This is a genomic window from Streptomyces sp. NPDC051219 (assembly GCF_040682335.1).
Lineage (GTDB): Bacteria > Actinomycetota > Actinomycetes > Streptomycetales > Streptomycetaceae > Streptomyces.
The window spans coordinates 56,287-72,179 of record NZ_JBFBAS010000013.1 but is presented as its reverse complement, the minus strand read 5'-3'; the positions used below and the strand labels follow the sequence as shown (position 1 = coordinate 72,179).

The 15,893-nt window shown below is 70.1% G+C and carries 15 protein-coding genes; 2 read left to right on the top strand and 13 right to left on the bottom strand.

The window, feature by feature from the left end:
* Position 1 precedes the first annotated feature (1 nt).
* The 12 genes from secD to pgsA all read right to left on the bottom strand — a co-directional run bounded on the left by secD (position 2) and on the right by pgsA (position 10,950).
* Positions 2 to 1,780 (bottom strand): protein translocase subunit SecD, encoded by a 1,779-nt coding sequence (gene secD / locus AB0M62_RS17250; protein WP_366075026.1) that lies wholly within the window; start codon positions 1,778 to 1,780, stop codon positions 2 to 4.
* Positions 1,781 to 1,926: 146 nt separating this feature from the next.
* Entirely contained in the window at positions 1,927 to 2,427 is a 501-nt protein-coding gene (gene yajC / locus AB0M62_RS17245) for a preprotein translocase subunit YajC (RefSeq protein ID WP_366075025.1), read from the bottom strand.
* A gap of 164 nt (positions 2,428 to 2,591) precedes the next feature.
* Positions 2,592 to 3,659: a Holliday junction branch migration DNA helicase RuvB gene (ruvB, locus tag AB0M62_RS17240; RefSeq protein ID WP_366075024.1), complete on the bottom strand. Its 1,068-nt coding sequence runs from the start codon at positions 3,657 to 3,659 to the stop codon at positions 2,592 to 2,594.
* 30 nt (positions 3,660 to 3,689) lie between these two features.
* Entirely contained in the window at positions 3,690 to 4,322 is a 633-nt protein-coding gene (gene ruvA, locus AB0M62_RS17235; protein ID WP_366075022.1) for a Holliday junction branch migration protein RuvA, read from the bottom strand.
* Positions 4,319 to 4,861 (bottom strand): crossover junction endodeoxyribonuclease RuvC, encoded by a 543-nt coding sequence (gene ruvC, locus AB0M62_RS17230; protein ID WP_366075124.1) that lies wholly within the window; start codon positions 4,859 to 4,861, stop codon positions 4,319 to 4,321. The genes ruvA and ruvC overlap by 4 nt, the downstream gene beginning before the upstream one ends.
* Before the next feature lie 128 nt (positions 4,862 to 4,989).
* Entirely contained in the window at positions 4,990 to 5,742 is a 753-nt protein-coding gene (locus AB0M62_RS17225) for a YebC/PmpR family DNA-binding transcriptional regulator (RefSeq protein WP_328890028.1), read from the bottom strand.
* A 65-nt stretch (positions 5,743 to 5,807) separates the two neighbouring features.
* Positions 5,808 to 6,398, bottom strand: coding sequence for a pyridoxal 5'-phosphate synthase glutaminase subunit PdxT (gene pdxT, locus AB0M62_RS17220; protein WP_366075021.1), 591 nt, complete (start codon positions 6,396 to 6,398; stop codon positions 5,808 to 5,810).
* A gap of 6 nt (positions 6,399 to 6,404) precedes the next feature.
* Entirely contained in the window at positions 6,405 to 7,319 is a 915-nt protein-coding gene (gene pdxS, locus AB0M62_RS17215; protein WP_366075020.1) for a pyridoxal 5'-phosphate synthase lyase subunit PdxS, read from the bottom strand.
* A gap of 107 nt (positions 7,320 to 7,426) precedes the next feature.
* On the bottom strand, positions 7,427 to 7,972 hold the full coding sequence (locus AB0M62_RS17210; RefSeq protein WP_366075019.1) for a hypothetical protein: 546 nt from the start codon (positions 7,970 to 7,972) through the stop codon (positions 7,427 to 7,429).
* Between the two features lie 223 nt (positions 7,973 to 8,195).
* Positions 8,196 to 9,356 (bottom strand): glycosyltransferase family 4 protein, encoded by a 1,161-nt coding sequence (locus AB0M62_RS17205; protein WP_366075018.1) that lies wholly within the window; start codon positions 9,354 to 9,356, stop codon positions 8,196 to 8,198.
* The gene (locus AB0M62_RS17200) at positions 9,353 to 10,261 is read right to left on the bottom strand and encodes a phosphatidylinositol mannoside acyltransferase (protein WP_366075123.1); all 909 of its coding nucleotides are present in this window, start codon (positions 10,259 to 10,261) and stop codon (positions 9,353 to 9,355) included. The genes AB0M62_RS17205 and AB0M62_RS17200 overlap by 4 nt, the downstream gene beginning before the upstream one ends.
* On the bottom strand, positions 10,261 to 10,950 hold the full coding sequence (gene pgsA / locus AB0M62_RS17195; protein ID WP_366075017.1) for a phosphatidylinositol phosphate synthase: 690 nt from the start codon (positions 10,948 to 10,950) through the stop codon (positions 10,261 to 10,263). The genes AB0M62_RS17200 and pgsA overlap by 1 nt, the downstream gene beginning before the upstream one ends.
* Before the next feature lie 247 nt (positions 10,951 to 11,197).
* Between pgsA and AB0M62_RS17190 the strand changes: the two genes are divergently transcribed.
* Entirely contained in the window at positions 11,198 to 13,396 is a 2,199-nt protein-coding gene (locus AB0M62_RS17190; RefSeq protein WP_366075016.1) for an elongation factor G-like protein EF-G2, read from the top strand.
* Between the two features lie 250 nt (positions 13,397 to 13,646).
* On the top strand, positions 13,647 to 15,302 hold the full coding sequence (locus AB0M62_RS17185; RefSeq protein ID WP_366075015.1) for a hypothetical protein: 1,656 nt from the start codon (positions 13,647 to 13,649) through the stop codon (positions 15,300 to 15,302).
* A 30-nt stretch (positions 15,303 to 15,332) separates the two neighbouring features.
* On the opposite strand, the gene AB0M62_RS17180 is transcribed toward AB0M62_RS17185, so the two are convergent.
* Positions 15,333 to 15,890 carry an HIT domain-containing protein gene (locus AB0M62_RS17180; RefSeq protein WP_366075013.1) on the bottom strand — a complete coding sequence of 186 codons (558 nt, stop codon included), beginning with the start codon at positions 15,888 to 15,890 and terminating at the stop codon, positions 15,333 to 15,335.
* Positions 15,891 to 15,893: the final 3 nt, after the last annotated feature.

Sequence of the window (15,893 nt, the reverse complement as noted above, 5' to 3'; positions counted from 1 at the left end):
CTCACGCCTCCTTCGGGTCGACGGGGGCGGAGATACGACGGGTGCGGCGCAGCGGGGGCTGTACGCCCAGCCGCTTCGGGTCCAGCCCGGACCATGGATGACCGCCGCCGAAGAACTTCGTACGGGCCACGAGTGTCATCACCGGCTTGGTGAAGAGGAACACCACCACGACGTCGAGGAGCGTGGTGAGGCCGAGCGTGAACGCGAAGCCCTGCACCTTGCCGACGGTCACGACGAACAGCACCGCGGCGGCCAGGAAGGAGACGAAGTCGGAGACCAGGATGGTGCGCCGGGCACGCGGCCAGGCCCGCTCGACGGCCGGACGCAGCGTGCGGCCCTCGCGGATCTCGTCCCTGATGCGCTCGAAGTAGACGATGAACGAGTCCGCGGTGATACCGATCGCGACGATCGCACCGCAGACGGCGGGCAGGTTGAGCGCGAAGCCGATGCCCTTGCCCAGCAGCGTCATGATCGTGTACGTGAGAATCGCGGAGACCAGGAGGCTCACGATCGCGATGAGGGCGAGACCGCGGTAGTAGGCGACCAGGTAGATGACGACCAGCGCGAGGCCGATGGCACCCGCGATGAGGCCGGCCTTCAACTGCTCGCCGCCGAGAGCGGCGGTCACGGTCGTGACGCTGTCCTCCTGGAAGGAGAGCGGGAGCGCACCGTACGACAGGATGTTGCCGAGGTCCTCGGCCTCCTGCTGCTGGAAACTGCCGGAGATCTCGGCGCTGCCGCCCGCCAGCGCCTGGCTGACGGAGGGGTCGGAGACGACCTCACCGTCGAGCACGATGGCGAACTGGTTCTGCGGGGCCTGCTTGGCGGCGAGCTTGCCGGTGATGTCGGCGAACTTCTTGGCGCCCTTGTCCGTGAAGTCCATCTGGACGATCCACATGCCGCGCTGCTGGTCGAACGTGCCCTTGGCGTCGTCGACGTCGGTGCCGTTGACCTCGGCCGGGCCCAGGATGTACTTCTGCCACTGGCCGGCCGGGCTCTTGCCACAGGCCACCACGGTGTCGGTGTCCTTGGTGCCCTGACCGGCCGCCGCGCGGGACGCCTCCTTGGTGCAGTCGAGCGCGGTGAACTTCTGCTCCAGTGCGCTCGCCGCGGCCGACTCGGAGGGGTTCGGCGTGGGGCTCTTGGCAGCGTCGGGCTTCTTGGTGTCGCTGCTCTTCGGCGTCGGGGTGGCGTCGTCCTTCAGCGCGTCGGTGACGGCGCGGCCCTGGGTGGTCGGGCTCGACGTCGGAGTGGCCGTGGAGGTGGCCTTCTCGTCGGCGCCCTTGTCCTTGTCGCCCTTGTCCTGTGCCTTCGGCGCGCCGGAGGAGGCACCCGGGGAGGGCTCGGCGGAGGGCTCGGCGGCCGGCGGGCCACCTGGGGCGATCGTGAGGACCGGGCGGAAGAAGAGCTGAGCGGTCGTACCGACCTGCTGGCGGGCCTGCTCCTCGTCCATCCCCTTGGGGATGTTGACGATGATGTGCTCGCGACCCTGCTTCTGGACCTCGGCCTCAGAGACACCCAGACCGTTGACACGGCGCTCGATGATGCCGATCGCGGTGTTCATGTTGGTCTCGTTGACCGCGTCCGGGTTGTCTTCGCTCTTCGCCTTGAGCGTGATACTCGTACCGCCGGCCAGGTCGATGCCCAGGCGGGGCGTCGTCTGGTTGGAGAGGAACATCCCCCCGGTGAGCGCCACCATGGCGATCAGGATCAATGCCAGGGCACGCCCCGGCCTGCCCTGAGCCCCCGTGGACCCTCGGCCCTTCTTCGGTGCTGCCACCTTCTCGTTTCTCCCTGTCCAACCGCCGGCGCCGGGTGTGCGCCTGGCGGCCACGAAGTGTTGTGGGGACCTGCCCCCCGCAGAAGAAAGCACTCACGGGGGACCGTGGCAGGCGCCGGTGGGCGCGCCACGATCCCCGGCCGTGACTACTTGGCGTCGGGCTCGCCGTCGGTCTTGCCGTCGGCCCTGCCGTCGCTCTTGCCGTCCTTCGTCTCCGGCTCGACGTCGTCCGCCTCGGCCTTCTTGCCCAGGTCGATACGGGAGTCGTCGGCGGGCTCGGCGGGCGCCGTGGAGTCGGCGGGGCCGGTCAGGGCGGATGCGTCGTCCGGTACGACCGTGCCATCGGCATTGAGGTCCTCGGCGGAGGCACCGTGGACGATGCGGTTGTACTCCTCGTCGTCGAGGACGGCGCCGACGGCGTTCTTCGCGTAGACGGCGTGAACGCCGGGGGCCACTTCGAGGAGGAGCGTGTCGTCGTGGACCTCCTTCACAGTGGCGTACATGCCGCCGATGGTCCGGATGCCGGCGCCGGGCTGGACCTGATCGCGCATGTGCGCGGCGGCCTGCTGCTTCTTCTTGGCGGACCGGGTCATCAGGAACATGGCCCCGATGAGCACGATGAACGGGAGGAGAGTCACGATATCCACGGGACGGGTTTTCCTTCGCACGACCGCCAGATGTGCGGCCTGATCTTCGGGGGTGGGCACGCCGGCCTTGAAGGTCGGCATCGGCGGAGTCTAAGCGAGTCCGCACCGATGGAACAACGCTCAGCATGGCACCGTGGTTCCTGCCCCCGCGAGCCTCCGCGCCGTCACGCCCCGAAGAGGCCCTGTTGTCCGCTTGCTCCTGCGCTGTGCTGCGGCGGAACCAGTCCGAGATGGGCCCAGGCGGCAGGTGTCGCCACCCGGCCGCGGGGGGTCCGGGCCAGCAGGCCCTCCCGTACCAGGAAGGGCTCCGCGACCTCCTCGACCGTTTCCCGCTCCTCCCCCACGGCCACCGCCAGGGTGGACAGGCCCACCGGACCGCCGCCGAAGAGCTTGAGCAGGGCTTCGAGGACCGCCCGGTCCAGCCGGTCCAGTCCCCGGCCGTCGACCTCGTAGACGCGCAGGGCCGTCTCCGCCACCTCACGGGTGATGACGCCGTCCACCTTGACCTGCGCGTAGTCCCGGACGCGGCGCAGCAGGCGGTTGGCGATACGGGGCGTGCCGCGGGAGCGGCCGGCGATCTCGGCGGCGCCGTCGGCCTCGATGTCGACGTCGAGCAGGCGGGCGGAGCGGTGGATGACACGCTCCAGCTCGGCGGGGGCGTAGAACTCCATGTGCCCGGTGAAGCCGAACCGGTCCCGCAGCGGCGGCGGCAGCAGTCCGGCCCTGGTGGTGGCGCCGACCAGGGTGAAGGGGGGCAACTCCAGCGGGATGGCGGTGGCCCCGGGGCCCTTGCCGACGATGACGTCGACCCGGAAGTCCTCCATCGCCATGTAGAGCATCTCCTCCGCCGGGCGGGACATCCGGTGGATTTCGTCGAGGAAGAGCACCTCGCCCTCCTGGAGGGAGGAGAGGATGGCGGCGAGGTCACCGGCGTGCTGGATCGCCGGGCCGGACGTGATCCTGATCGGGGCGCCCATCTCGGCGGCGATGATCATGGAGAGGGTGGTTTTGCCCAGGCCCGGAGCACCGGAGAGCAGGACGTGGTCGGCGGTGCCGCCCCGCTGGAGCGCGGCGCGCAGAACCAGGTCGAGCTGCTGCCGGACCTTCTCCTGGCCGACGAACTCGTCCAGGTCCTTGGGCCGCAGTGCCGCTTCCACGGCGGTGTCCTCGCCGTCGGCATCCGCACCGACCAGCCGGTCTGGGCTCTCGGGGGCCGTGTCGTCCCAGTTCACTGGTGCTCGCCTCGTTGGTTCGTGATCATGTCAGCGGGTCCGGTTCAGGGTCTGCAGCGCGGCGCGCAGCAGCTGCGGAACGGGCGGGGCGGAGCCCGCGGCGACGGCGGCCTCGGCTTGAGGGGTGACCGCCTCCACCGCATCGTCGGCCTCCCTGGTCGCATAGCCCAGGCCGATGAGGGCGGCGTGCAGCTGCTCGCTCCAGGGCGCGGGGCCCCGCGCGGCGACGCGCTGCGCCCCCACGTGGGCGCCTGTGCCCAGCGGCTCGCCCAGGCGGTCCTTCAGCTCCAGCAGGAGCTTCTGGGCGCCTTTCTTCCCGATGCCGGGAACGGCCGTCAGCGCCTTCTCGTCCCCCGTGGAGACAGCGATGCGCAGGGCGTCGGGGCCGTGTACGGCGAGCATCGCCTGGGCGAGGCGGGGACCGACACCGCTCGCCGTCTGGAGCAGCTCGAAGACCTGGCGCTCGTCGTCCTCGGCAAAGCCGTACAGCGTGAGCGAGTCCTCCCGTACGACGAGGGAGGTCGCGAGCTTCGCCTCCTGGCCGATACGCAGTCCGGCCAGGGTGCCCGGCGTGCACTGGACGGCCATGCCCACTCCCCCGACCTCGATCACGGCGGTGGTCGGGGCAAGGGCCGCGACCGGGCCCGAGACAAAGGCGATCATGCGGTACGGCCTTTCGTCGTGTACGTCGTGCGGTGTGCGGCGACGGCCTGCTGGAGGCGGTTCTGCGCGGGAGCCCGCCAGATGTGGCAGATGGCGAGCGCCAGGGCGTCGGCGGCGTCGGCCGGTTTGGGCGGTGCGTCCAGCCGGAGCACCCGGGTCACCATGGCTCCGACCTGCTCCTTGCCGGCCCGGCCGCTGCCGGTGACGGCGGCCTTGACCTCGCTGGGGGTGTGCAGGGCGACGGGGATGCCCCGGCGCGAGGCGCAGAGCATGGCGACGGCGCTGGCCTGAGCGGTGCCCATGACCGTACGGACGTTGTGCTGGCTGAACACCCGCTCCACCGCGACCAGTTCGGGCCGGTGCTCGTCGAGCCAGGCTTCGATGCCCTGCTCGATGGCGACCAGGCGCGGACCGATGTCCGCGTCGGCCGGCGTCCGTACGACCCCGACGCCGAGCATCTTCAGGGGACGGCCCGCGACGCCCTCGACCACCCCGATACCGCACCGGGTCAACCCGGGGTCCACGCCCAGTACGCGCACCGCGCCCCTCCCCTCACGCCGTTCGACCATGTGTTCACGCAGGCTATCGGCTCGGACCGACAACGACAGGACGGGCCGACAGGGGCGTGTCCCCGTCGGCCCGTCCGTGCAGGTGCGTTGAGCCCCCGTCAGGCGTCGACCTTCTCCATGACCTCGTCGGAGACGTCGAAGTTGGCGAAGACGTTCTGCACGTCGTCGCTGTCCTCGAGCGCGTCGATCAGCTTGAAGATCTTGCGCGCACCCTCTTCGTCGAGGTCGACCTGCATGGTCGGCAGGAAGTTGGCCTCGGCAGAGTCGTAGTCGATGCCCGCCTCCTGGAGCGCGGTGCGGACCGCGACCATGTCGGTGGCCTCACTGACGACCTCGTACGACTCACCCAGGTCATTGACCTCTTCGGCGCCGGCGTCCAGGACAGCGCCGAGGACGTCGTCCTCGGTCAGCTCGCCCTTGGGGACGATCACAACGCCCTTGCGGTTGAAGAGATACGAGACGGAGCCCGGGTCGGCCATCGAGCCGCCGTTGCGGGTCATCGCCACACGCACGTCCGAGGCGGCGCGGTTGCGGTTGTCGGTGAGGCACTCGATGAGCACCGCGACACCGTTGGGTCCGTAGCCCTCGTACATGATCGTCTGGTAGTCGACGCCGCCCGCCTCGAGACCGCCACCGCGCTTGACCGCAGAGTCGATGTTCTTGTTGGGGACGGAGCTCTTCTTCGCCTTCTGGATGGCGTCGACGAGCGTCGGGTTGCCCTCGGGGTCCACTCCGCCGGTGCGGGCCGCGACCTCGATGTTCTTGATCAGCTTCGCGAAGAGCTTGCCGCGCTTGGCATCGATCACGGCCTTCTTGTGCTTCGTCGTAGCCCATTTAGAGTGGCCGGACATCCGCCTGTCTCCTTCGCGTAACCAATAACTGCTTTGCGTTCGCCAGAGATCCTACCGGGATCCCTTCACGACCCGGCGCGCACCATGTCCACGAAGTAGGCGTGAACACGGTGGTCGCCGGTGAGTTCCGGATGGAACGAGGTGGCGAGCACATGCCCCTGGCGGACGGCCACGGTGTGGCCGTCGTACGTGGCGAGGACGTCGGCGGAAGCGCCCACCGACTCCACCCATGGGGCGCGGATGAAGACGCCCTCGACAGGGCCGCCCTCGATGCCTGCGAAGTCGATGGACGCCTCGAAGGACTCGTTCTGGCGCCCGAAGGCGTTGCGGCGGACGATCATGTCGACGCCGCCCAGGGTCTCCTGGTCCTCACGGCCGTCCAGGATCTTGTCGGCGAGCATGATCATGCCGGCGCAGGTTCCGTACACGGGCATACCGGCCCGTACGCGCTCGCGCAGCGGCTCAAGCATGCCGAAGAGCACGGCGAGCTTGGACATGGTCGTGGACTCGCCGCCGGGTATGACGAGGGCGTCGACCTCGGCGAGCTCCTCGGGGCGCCGGACCGGCCTGGCCACGGCGTCCGCCGCGGCCAGGGCGATCAGGTGCTCCCGTACATCGCCCTGGAGAGCCAGGACTCCGATGACAGGGGTGTTCATGGGTGATTACCAGCCGCGGTTGGCGTAGCGCTCGGTCTCGGGCAGGGTGTCGCAGTTGATGCCGACCATGGCCTCGCCGAGGTTGCGGGAGGCGTCCGCGATGATCTTCGGGTCGTCGTAGAAGGTGGTGGCCTTCACGATGGCGGCGGCGCGCTTGGCCGGGTCGCCGGACTTGAAGATGCCCGAGCCGACGAAGACACCCTCGGCGCCGAGCTGGCGCATCAGCGCGGCGTCGGCGGGGGTGGCGACGCCACCGGCGGAGAACAGGACCACCGGGAGCTTGCCGAGCTCGGCGACCTCCTTGACGATCTCGTACGGGGCGCGGAGCTCCTTGGCGGCGGCGTACAGCTCGTTGTTGTCGTAGCCGCGCAGCTTGGCGATCTCGTTCTTGATCTGACGCAGGTGGCGGACCGCCTCGACGACGTTGCCGGTGCCGGCCTCGCCCTTGGAGCGGATCATGGCCGCGCCCTCGGCGATGCGGCGCAGGGCCTCGCCCAGGTTCGTCGCACCACAGACGAAGGGGGTGGTGAAGGCCCACTTGTCGGAGTGGTTGACCTCGTCGGCCGGGGTGAGGACCTCGGACTCGTCGATGTAGTCGACGCCGAGCGCCTGCAGCACCTGGGCCTCGACGAAGTGGCCGATACGGGACTTGGCCATGACCGGGATGGAGACGGCGCCGATGATCTCTTCGATCATGTTCGGGTCCGACATACGCGCCACGCCGCCGTCCTTGCGGATGTCGGCGGGGACCCGCTCCAGGGCCATGACGGCGACGGCGCCCGCGTCCTCGGCGATCTTCGCCTGCTCGGCGTTGACCACGTCCATGATCACGCCGCCCTTGAGCTGCTCGGCCATGCCGCGCTTCACGCGGGCGGTGCCGGTCTCGGGGGTCTGGGGGCTGGTGGGAAGCGTGCTGGACACGGTTTGACCTCGCTCGGTAATGAAAAAGGGGCACTTCCTACTACACCGCCGAGGAAACCTTTCCGGACCAGTCCACTGCAAGGGCCAATAGTGAGCCGGTGGATCGTTTACGAGCCCGGGCGGTCGGCGAGGGCGGCCGGAGGCTCGTCGTCCATCTCGAACGCGAGCGGGAACGGCGCGTGCCCGGCCAGCCGGAACCAGCGCACCGTGCGGTGCAGCCGCAGGGCGCGGGTGGCCCGTACCGAGTCGTTGTGGAAGCGCCGCGCCATGGGCACCCGGCGCACGGCCGCGGCCAGCTCGTTGGCGGTGTCCTCACCACCGGGGGCCTCCTTGACGGCGTCCACCTGGTCCACCTCGGCGAACACTGCACGCAGCGCCTGACTGAGCTCGCTCTCCGCGACCTCGCGCTCTTCCTCCTCGGCCTGCCGGGCGGCGTGGGCAGCCTGGTAGAGCACGATCGAAGCGGCCGGATCGAGTACGCCGGAGGTGGCGAGTTCCTGCGTGACCGAGGCACGGCGCAGCAGCTGCGCGTCGAGTGCTGCCCGGGAGGCGTCGATCCGCGCGTGCAGCCGGTCGAGCCGGCCGGCGGTCCAGCTGAGGTACAGGCCGATCGCGAAGAGGGCGACGGCGATCCAGATAAGGGTTTCGGTCACGGGCGGCCACGTTACCGGTGGCGTCGGGCGGGGCTGCGCCCGCCGGGGGCCCGTCCGGCCGGCGCGTGGCTGCGGCCGCCGAAGCCCTTGACGATCCCTGGGTCCAGCTGACCGCGGGCCGCGGAGCACTGCCCACCGGCTGACCTGGCGGCCGCGAGATGCGCCGGACCACCCGGGAAGCCCGGCGCATCACGCCCGGCCACGGAACGCCGGTCTGCGTCTGTTAGTCGCGGGCCAGGCCGAACCTCGCCCGGAAGCCCGTGCGGTCGTCCTCAGCCACCGATGCCGCGCCGTCCGTCACGGTTTCATACACGGCCAGGATGTCCGCCCCGACCGTCGACCAGTCGAAGCGCCGCACATGCGCACTCCCCCGTTCCCGCAGCTCCGCCCGCCGCTCCGGGTCACCCAGCAGCCGTACGGCCGCGGCCGCCAGCGCATCCGCGTCCTCGTTGCCGAACAGCTCTCCCGCCGCGCCCTGGTCCAGTACCTGCGCAAACGCGTCGAGGTCGCTCGCGAGCACCGGCGCACCGGCCGACAGCGCCTCGACCAGGATGATCCCGAAGCTCTCGCCGCCGGTGTTGGGAGCGACGTACACGTCGACACTGCGCAGCAGCCGCGCCTTGTCCTCGTCGCTGACCATGCCGAGGAACTCGACGCGCTCGCGCATCTCCTTCGGGAGGGAGGCCACCGCCTCCTCCTCGTCACCGCGGCCGGCGACCAGCAGCCGTGTCTCCGGGTATGCGGCGAGGATCTTCGGCAGGGCACGCATGAGGACCGGCAGGCCCTTGCGGGGCTCGTCGATGCGCCCTATGAAGCCGAGCGTGCCGCCCTGCCACTCCGCCTTCGGTTCGGCCTCGGCGAAGAAGTCGACATCGACGCCGTTCGGGATGACGACCGCGTCGCCGCCGAGGTGTTCGACGAGCGTGCGCCGCGCGTATTCGCTCACCGCGATCCGCGCGTTGATCTTCTCCAGCGCGGGCTGGAGGATGGGGTAGGCCGCGATCATGGCCCGCGAGCGCGGGTTGGAGGTGTGGAACGTCGCGACGATCGGACCCTGTGCGGCCCAGCATGTCAGCAGCCCCAGCGAGGGGGACGCCGGCTCATGGATGTGGATCACGTCGAACGTGCCGTCGTGCAGCCAGCGCCGCACCCGCGCGGCCGACAGGAAGCCGAAGTTGAGCCGGGCCACCGAGCCGTTGTACGGAACGGGCACCGCGCGGCCCGCGGACACGACGTACGGCGGGAGCGGGGTCTCGTCGTCCGCCGGGGCCAGGACGGAGACCTCCTGACCGAGCCGGATGAGGTGGTCGGCCAGGTCCCGGATGTGGAACTGAACGCCGCCCGGTACGTCCCAGGAGTACGGGCAGACGATGCCGATCTTCACTCTTGTTCCCTCTGCTCCCTCTGGGGGTCCAGGTCGGCGAGCCAGAGCCGCTGCAGCATGTGCCAGTCCTCCGGGTGTTCGGCGATTCCGGTGGCGAAGACATCCGCCAGCGCCTGTGTCATGTCGGACGTCTTCTCGGCCCGGCTACCTGACCCGGGTACCTCGACGGGCGGATATACACGCCCACGCATCATGGAGTCCTCGTACCAGAGCGTCGCGGGCAGCAGCAGGGCCCCGGTCTGCTGGGCCAGCAGAGCCGGCCCGGCCGGCATCCGCGCCGTCTCGCCGAAGAACTTCACCTCGACGCCCGAGGAGGACAGGTCGCGGTCGGCGACCAGGCAGATCAGGCCGCCCGAGCGCAGCCGTCGGGCCAGCGTGCCGAAGGCGCTGCCTCCGCTGTGCGGCACCACCTCCATACCGAGGCCTTCGCGGTAGGCGACGAACCGGTCGTACAGCGTCTCGGGCTTGAGCCGCTCGGCGACCGTGGCGAAGGGCACCCCGAGGTGGGTGGTGACCCACGCCCCCGCGAGGTCCCAGTTCGCCAGGTGCGGCAGGGCGAGGATCACGCCGCGGCCCGAGGCCAGGCCGTTCACGACGAGGTGAATGTCCTTGACCTCGACACCGGAGCCGATGCGGTCCCTGCCCCACGAGGGCAGCCGGAACGACTCCATCCAGTACCGCATGTACGAGCGCATGCCCGCCTTCGACAGCTGCGCCAGGCGCTCGGGCGTGGCGTCCGGCACCACGCGCGCCAAGTTGGACTCCAGCCGCAGCACGCTCGCGCCCCGCCGCTTCCACGTCGTGTCGGCGATACGCCGGCCCAGGCCGACGGCGACGGGCTCGGGCAGTCTCCTGACCGCGCTCCAGCCGAGGCCGTACAGCGCGTCGGTCAGACGGTCCCGCATCATGTCGCCTCGCTCCCCTGGCCGGTGTCGGCGGCCGTGCCCGCGTCCGCGGCCGCAGCCGCGTCGGCCTCCGCCGCTTCACGACGTACCGTGACGACCCGCTGCCCGAGCGTGACGAGGCTTCCCGCCGCCACGATCCACAGCGCGATCGGCAGCAGGGCGTCGATTCCCGCTACACCGAAATTGTGCAACCCGGCCAGTCCGGCCGCGACGAGAGTGATCACCAGCCGCTCGGCGCGCTCCACCAGCCCGTTGACGGCGACCGGCAGGCCGATCGCCTCACCGCGGGCCTTGGTGTACGAGACCACCTGGCCGCTGGCGAGGCAGAAGATCGCGACGGCGCACAGCATGTTGTTGTCGCCGCCGCCCGCGTACCAGAGGGCGAGGCCGCCGAAAATAGCCGCGTCGGCCACTCGGTCCAGAGTCGAGTCGAGGAAAGCGCCCCAGCGGCTGGAGACTCCCGCCTGCCTCGCCATATTGCCGTCGACCAGGTCGGAGAAGACGAACAACGTGATGACGATGGTGCCCCAGAAGAACTCCCCCCTCGGGAAGAAGGCCAGCGCACCCGCCATCACGCCGCCGGTTCCGACGAGGGTGACCGCATCGGGGCTGACCCCGAGGCGAAGCAGCAGTGCGGCGAACGGTGTGAGAACACGCGTGAAGAATGCACGCGCGTACTTGTTCAGCATGGCCTTCCCGGAGGGTCGCTGGGCCGCGCGGCCACTCCGGCCACCGGCGGGCCCATCGTAGCCACGACCCCGAGGGTCCATCGCCGGGCACCCACAGGTTCGCGTCACGTACGACGTATGGACGCCCTGTGACGGGAGTGCCAAGCTCGAAGGACCGCGGGCGTCGCCGGAGCCGCCACGGCCGTCGCGTCTCCCCCGGGTCCGCGCCCACCCTCCTCACCGTGCAATGAACCGGGAGGCAAGACTCATGGGCGACAAGACGAGTGCACACCCCGGAGCCGCCGGCAGGGCTCCTACGGCCGACCAGCCCTCCGACATACGGAACGTCGTGCTGGTCGGCCACAGCGGCTCGGGAAAGACAACTCTGGTCGAGGCTCTCGCCCTGACGGCGGGAGCGGTCAACAGGGCCGGCCGGGTCGAGGACGGCGCGACGGTCTCCGACTACGACGACATCGAACACCGCCAGCAGCGGTCGGTTCAGCTGTCCCTGGTCCCCGTCGAATGGGGCGGGATCAAGATCAACCTTCTGGACACCCCCGGATATGCCGACTTCGTGGGTGAACTCAGGGCCGGTCTGCGGGCAGCGGACGCGGCCCTTTTCGTCGTCTCCGCCTCGGACGGCGTCGACGGCGCGACACGGATGGTGTGGGACGAGTGCGCTGCGGTGGGCATGCCGCGGGCCATCGTGGTCACCCACCTCGAGGCGGCGCGGGCCGACTACGAGCAGATGACCTCCGTGTGCGGCCAGATGCTCGGCGACGACGACCCCGACGCCGTCCTCCCGCTCTATCTGCCGCTGCACGGCCCGCAGGGACCGGACGGGCACGCTCCGGTCGCCGGTCTGATGGGCCTGCTCTCCCAGCGGGTCTTCGACTACTCCTCCGGCGAGCGCAAAGACGTCGAGCCGGATCCGGAACAGCTGGCGCAGATCCAGGACGCCCGCAACCGGCTGATCGAGGGCATCATCGCCGAGAGCGAGGACGAGGGCCTCATGGACCGCTATCTCGGCGGCGAGGAGATCGACCTCAAGACCCTGATCGAGGATCTGGAGCGGGCTGTCGCCCGGGGCACATTCCATCCGGTGCTCGCGGCCGCACCCGCCGTCAACGGCTCCCGACAGGGACTCGGCACGGTCGAGGTGCTGGAACTGATCACCGGCGGATTCCCGACCCCGCTGGAGCACGAGAACCCGGCGGTGACCACCCCGCAGGGCAAGTCGCGCCCGCCGGTCACCTGCGACCCGGAGGGCCCGCTGGTGGCCGAGGTGGTCAAGACGTCGTCCGATCCGTACGTGGGCCGCGTCTCGCTGGTACGCGTCTTCTCCGGCACCCTTCGCCCGGACGAGACCGTTCATGTGTCGGGGCACGGACTGGAGGACCGCGGTCACGAGGACCACGACGTGGACGAGCGGATCGGCGCGGTCTCGTCGCCGTTCGGCAAGCAGCAGCGGCAGCTGTCCCGGGCCATCGCCGGAGACCTGGCATGCGTCGCCAAGCTGAGCCGGGCGGAGACGGGCGACACGCTCTCCTCGAAGGACGACCCGCTGCTCATGGAGCCGTGGGTGATGCCGGACCCGTTGCTGCCGCTGGCGATCCAGGCGCACAGCAAGCCGGACGAGGACAAGCTGTCCCAGGGGCTCGCGCGGCTGGTCGCCGAGGATCCCACGATGCGGCTGGAGCAGAACCAGGACACCCACCAGGTGGTGCTGTGGTGCCTGGGCGAGGCCCACAAGGATGTGGCACTGGAGCGGCTGCGCAGCCGGTACGGAGTCCAGGTGGACGTCGTCCCGCACAAGGTGTCCCTGCGGGAGACGTTCGGCGAGCAGGTCGCGGCCCGCGGCCGGCACGTCAAGCAGTCCGGCGGCCACGGTCAGTACGCGATCTGCGAGATCGAGGTGGAGCCGCTGCCTCCGGGCTCGGGCATCGAGTTCGTCGACAAGGTCGTGGGCGGCGCGGTGCCGCGGCAGTTCATCCCGTCCGTCGAGAAGGGCGTACGCGCCCAGGCGGCACGCGGCGTGGCGGCCGGCCACCCGCTGGTGGACGTGCGGATCACCCTGGTCGACGGTAAGGCGCACTCGGTGGACTCCTCCGACGCGGCCTTCCAGACCGCGGGCGCGCTGGCGCTCCGGGAGGCCGCCGCGGACGCGAAAATCCATCTGCTCGAGCCGGTCGCGGAGCTGACCGTGATGGTGCCCGACGAGTACGTCGGCCCGGTGATGAGCGACCTGTCCAGCCGGCGCGGCCGGGTGGTCGGCACCGAACAGGCGGGTGGCGGGCGGACGCTCGTACGGGCTGAGGTTCCGGAGATCGAGATCGGCCGTTACGCCGTGGACCTCCGCTCGATCTCGCACGGCACCGGCAGGTTCAGCCGCTCGTACACCCGTCACGAGCCCATGCCGCCGCAACTGTCGGTGAAGATCCGCGAACAGGCCGAGAAGGGTACGTAGGCACGTAGGCCCTGTCCGGGCGGTCTTCGGCGAGAGCGGCCGGACAAGACCGGCCGGACAGGGCCCGGTTGGGCAGGGCCCGGTTGGGCAGGCCGCCCGCCAACCGCAAGGTGGTGGGCGGCTTTTGCCCTGACCCCTGACGCGTGCGGGGCGCCACCGATACCCTGAGGTCGCAGCTCAGCAGGTGTGCCGGGAGCGGTGACGGGGAACAGGCCGCGGGAGCGGTGGCGTGCGGCGAGTGGGGGCAGCAGTGGCGGACGACGTATTCGACTTCAGGCCCGGGGCGCAGGTTCCGCTCTCGGGCTCGGCCGGCCAGACCGCGGCGACGCATGCCCTCGCCTCGGCCGCGTACCGCGACGGCAAGGTCGAGGAGATACTCAAGGCCAACAGCGAGTGGCACGCCTCCACCCTGAAGAAGGGCAAGCTCTCGCTCTGCGAGCCGAATCTCGGTGAGGCCTTCTCCCGCGCGGTGCAGGTGCGGATGCTCGGCGGGGCCCGCAAGCCGCTGATCCAGTCCTTCGGCACCGAGCCGCAGGCGATTGTCGAGCACTGCCTGGCGGCGACCCGTATCCGCAAGGAGCGCGACAAGAAGCTCACCCTCGTGATGCTGGTGTGCGGGCTTCTCTTCCTGCCGGGACTGCTGGTGTGGCTGGCCATGTTCCAGCTGCGTCGCACGATCGCGGGTGCCAAGGACAGGCGGGCCGGCGCGCTCGGCACCGCGCTGCTGGTCGCCTTCGGCGGTCTGGCCGTGATCTTCCTGATCAGGCTGCCGTTCGGTGGCTTCTGGGCGTACTACCTGCGCGCGATGATCGTCGCTCCGGTCGTCGGCTGGCTGTTGGCCAAACAGATCAGCGAGGCCACCGCGAAGGACCTGAGGGCCCGCTGGGACAGTCTGCTGGCGGGCGGCGGTGTGGGCGCCAAGATCCCCGAGGCGGTGCCCCGGAACCCGAACGAGACCGCGGCCGAGCAGCTGCGCCAGGGGCTCGCGAAACTCACCGCGGAGGACCAGAGCAACTCCGTCTTCTACGCCGGCCCCAAGGGGATACTCGGCATGGGTACGCGCTGGGGCAGCTGGCAGCTCGCCGAGGAGCTGCTGCCACGCGAGCCCGGCGCGGAGATCCACCCGTTCCGCAGCTGGGACGTCATCCGGGCGGTGCACGATCAGCTCCGCATGCTGGAGCGCGGTCCGCTGCACACCGGCGGCTTCCCGGTGCCCTCGATCAAGCACTGGATCGTGTCGCCGGTCGGTGAGAACGCCAAGGAGGTGGCCAGGCCCGTCGGCCAGGACGTGGACACCTTCCAGATCAAGGGCCACGAAATACAGCGGATATGCAACGAGCAGCAGTTCGGCAGTGGCAACCGGCATTACCTCGGCGTGCAGTTCACGCTGTGGGACGGTCAGTTGGTCATCACGATGCTGATCACGGTCACCGTGCTCCACCAGACGCTGCGGATCGAGGTGACGGGGCACGCGCTCGGACCGGTCCACTCGCTGTTCACCACCAAGCCGTTGCCCAAGACGGTCGAGGTCAGCAAGACCATCCGGTTCTGGGAGACCACCGAGAAGCATCTGCCACTGGTGGACGCCGCCGAGGTGGTACGCCTCGCCGTCCGGGCCCCTCTCACCTGGTTCCCGCCCGTCCTGGACTTCTTCGGCGGCAAGCTGATCCTGCCGGAGCCGTTCGGACTGCGGCACGCCTGGGCCGAGAAGCCCTGGCGCCACCGCTTCATGGCCGACGACGCGATCCGCACGGCGACTCCGGTACTGCGGGTGGTGCACACGGCCGCGATGCGGGTGCTGGAGGAGAACGGCGTGGACACCGAGCGCTTCACCAACCGCTCGCTCATCCTCAGCGGCCTGGTCCAGGACCCGGCACCGCGTAACGCCGACCTCTACGACGCGTAGCGGTCCGGCGTCACGGCGGGCGCGGGAGGATCAGCTCGGCCAGGCGTCGGCCAGCATCTTCCGGGTGTCGGCGAGGAGTTGGGGCAGGATCTTGGTGTGCCCGACCACCGGCATGAAGTTCGTGTCGCCGCCCCAGCGCGGCACGATGTGCTGGTGGAGGTGGGCGGCGATTCCGGCGCCGGCCGCGGCGCCCTGGTTCATGCCGATGTTGAAACCGTGCGCACCCGAGGCGGTGCGCAGAGCGACCATGGCCCGCTTGGTGAGATCGGCGAGTTCGGCCGTCTCCGCGTGGTCCAGCTCGGTGTAGTCGGCGACGTGCCGGTACGGGACCACCATGAGGTGGCCGCCGTTGTACGGGTACAGATTCAGCACGGCGTAGACGTGCCTGCCCCGCGCGATGACCAGCCCGTCCTCGTCCGACATCTCCGGGATCGCGCAGAACGGACAGCCGTCGCCGGCTTCCGGGCCGGTGGGCTTGTTCTCGCCCTGGATGTACGCCATCCGGTGTGGCGTCCACAGGCGCTGGAACGCGTCCGGCGTCCCGACTCCGATCTGCTGCTCCGGCTCAATCGTCATGCTGTGCAGCATATG

Bases quoted from the DNA above. Each gene is read 5' to 3' on its own strand.
- AB0M62_RS17225 (WP_328890028.1), bottom strand. From the start codon at position 5,742: ATGTCCGGCCACTCTAAATGGGCTACGACGAAGCACAAGAAGGCCGTG.
- AB0M62_RS17190 (WP_366075016.1), top strand. From the start codon at position 11,198: ATGGGCGACAAGACGAGTGCACACCCCGGAGCCGCCGGCAGGGCTCCT.
- pgsA (WP_366075017.1), bottom strand. From the start codon at position 10,950: ATGCTGAACAAGTACGCGCGTGCATTCTTCACGCGTGTTCTCACACCG.
- pdxT (WP_366075021.1), bottom strand. From the start codon at position 6,398: ATGAACACCCCTGTCATCGGAGTCCTGGCTCTCCAGGGCGATGTACGG.
- AB0M62_RS17180 (WP_366075013.1), bottom strand. From the start codon at position 15,890: ATGCTGCACAGCATGACGATTGAGCCGGAGCAGCAGATCGGAGTCGGG.
- ruvA (WP_366075022.1), bottom strand. From the start codon at position 4,322: ATGATCGCCTTTGTCTCGGGCCCGGTCGCGGCCCTTGCCCCGACCACC.
- AB0M62_RS17200 (WP_366075123.1), bottom strand. From the start codon at position 10,261: ATGCGGGACCGTCTGACCGACGCGCTGTACGGCCTCGGCTGGAGCGCG.